This is a genomic window from Actinomadura sp. KC216 (genome assembly GCF_004348535.1).
Classification (GTDB): Bacteria; Actinomycetota; Actinomycetes; order Streptosporangiales; family Streptosporangiaceae; genus Spirillospora.
In genome coordinates this window covers 1-1903 of the sequence record NZ_SMJX01000596.1, presented here as the reverse complement: position 1 = coordinate 1903, position 1903 = coordinate 1, and the positions used below count along the sequence as shown (strand labels likewise).

Genomic DNA, 1903 nt, shown 5'->3' with positions numbered 1-1903 from the left:
CCCCCTGACCCCCTGAACCGCTGAACCGCTGCGGCGGTTCTTGTCAGTGCGGGGAGAAGAGCCAGGGGTTGCGTAGGTCGTAGAAGGTGGGTTCGTCTATGTAGTGGGACATCTCGTTGTCCCGCCACGCCTTGAGGTCGGGCGGCATTGGCCTGCGCTCGCCCTCTCGCGCGTCCTCCTCGGTGGTGAAGTAGACCGCGATGGTGCAGCCGCCGTCCGGGTGGACGATGAACAGCCCGCCGATGGTGTCCGGACGCGCCTCGGCCATGGCCCGTCCTTCCTCCACCGTCCAGAACGGGCGCAGCGCCTCCCGGTCGCGGACGCGCGTCTGGATCAGCTGGACGAACTCGGCCGAGTCCGAACCGCCCGCCCCGAACGGCTCGATGTCGGTGCAGTCGTGGACGGTGGGCGCGCCGTCCAGCAGCGCGGACGTGGACTCCCACCACTCGCGCTGCGCCCGCCGCTTCTCGTTGCGGTGCGCCGCGCGGGGCGACTTGAAGCGCTCCAGCCAGATGAACTCGCCGTCGTCGGTGAGTCCTGCGGTCGTGCCCAGCCATCCGCGGGATCCGGGTGCCAGCTCCCGATTCCAGCGGACGACGGCGTCGCGCAGCCCGGCGGGATCCCGCGCCCTTCCCTGCACGAGCCGAACGTGCATCCTGCCCTGGAATGGCATCCCCGCTCCCGCACGTACATCTGCGCTGGTCAGGCCGGACGTCGCCGTAGGGCACTCCTACCCTGAGTAGCATCGTCCTCACATTGCGACATGTGCGTGCATGACCCGCTCGATAGACGCGGTTCGCAAGGGGGGAGGTGCAAAACAGGGCATTTCACTAGGATGCCCCCGTGCACGAAGATCAGGGTGTCCCGGACGACGGCGTGCTGACCGCGCCCCTCCGGTCGGCGGGTGACGGTCCGGCCGGCGGGTCGGCTGACGAGCTGGCCGGCGGGCCGGCAGACATACTGGCGGGCATGCCGCTCGGCGGGCCGGTCACCGGGGGCGAGGCCGCGGCCGCCGCCGGGACCAGGGTCGATCCGGGGCCCGTCCGGGCGTTCGGCACCGAGGTCGAGCGTCTCGCCGAGCTGGTCCGGCACCTCAACGCGGCGGCGTCCACCCTGGGTGAACGCCTGGACGGCGAGGTGCGCAGCGCACTCGGCAGCGCGGAGGCGGCGCTGGCCGAGGCGAGCGGCGCGCGGGCGGAGGCCGCCGCGGCCGACGACCGGACGCGTCAGGCCGAAGCGCGCGCCGAGGCGGCGCTGAAGGAGGCCGCCGACGCGAAGGAAGAGCTGGAGAAGGTCACGGCGGCGGCGCAGACCAGCGTCTTGGCGGCGCAGGAGAGCGAGGCCAACGCGTGGAAGGAGGCCGGTGCGGCGCAGCAGGCCCGCGCCACCTCCGCCAACGAGGCCGCGCACGCCGACGGGCTCCGCAAGCGCGCCGAGGCGGCGTGGAGCACCGAGCACCAGGCCCGCACGGACGCCGAACGGGAACGCGACGACCTGTCCGTCCGGCTGACCACCGAGCAGACCGCGCTCGCCACCGCCCGGACGGAACTGGCGAACATGCGCGCCGATCTGGCGGACGCGCGCGACAAGCTGGAGGCCGCCACCGAGACCGAGCGGCAGCTGCGCGCCGAGTTGGCCGCCGCGAAGGGCGAGATCGCGGGGCTGACCGTCGAGCGCGACTCCGTCGTCGCGCGCGCCACCGAGCTGGCCACGCGCGCCGACCGCGCCGAGAGCCGCGCCGAGGCCGCCGAGATCCGGGCGGAGCGGGCCGAGCAGCGCGCGGACACCGCCGAGATCCGCATCGACCGCGACGCCACCGCCGCCCGCGCCCTCCAGGACACCCTGCGCGCGGCGCTCGACCTCCCGTCCATGGAGGAGCTGCCGGAGGGGCCCGGGGTGCGGG

1 protein-coding gene and 1 pseudogene are annotated in these 1903 nt (G+C 73.8%); one reads left to right on the top strand and one right to left on the bottom strand.

Going from position 1 to position 1903, the window contains the following annotated elements; translation table 11 throughout:
* Positions 1 to 43: 43 nt before the first annotated feature.
* Complete coding sequence (locus E1264_RS42345) at positions 44 to 640, bottom strand: hypothetical protein (RefSeq protein WP_132183187.1); 597 nt, start codon at positions 638 to 640, stop codon at positions 44 to 46.
* 203 nt (positions 641 to 843) lie between these two features.
* Between E1264_RS42345 and E1264_RS42340 the strand changes: the two are divergent.
* Positions 844 to 1903: pseudogene (locus E1264_RS42340) on the top strand (hypothetical protein); the annotation flags it as partial.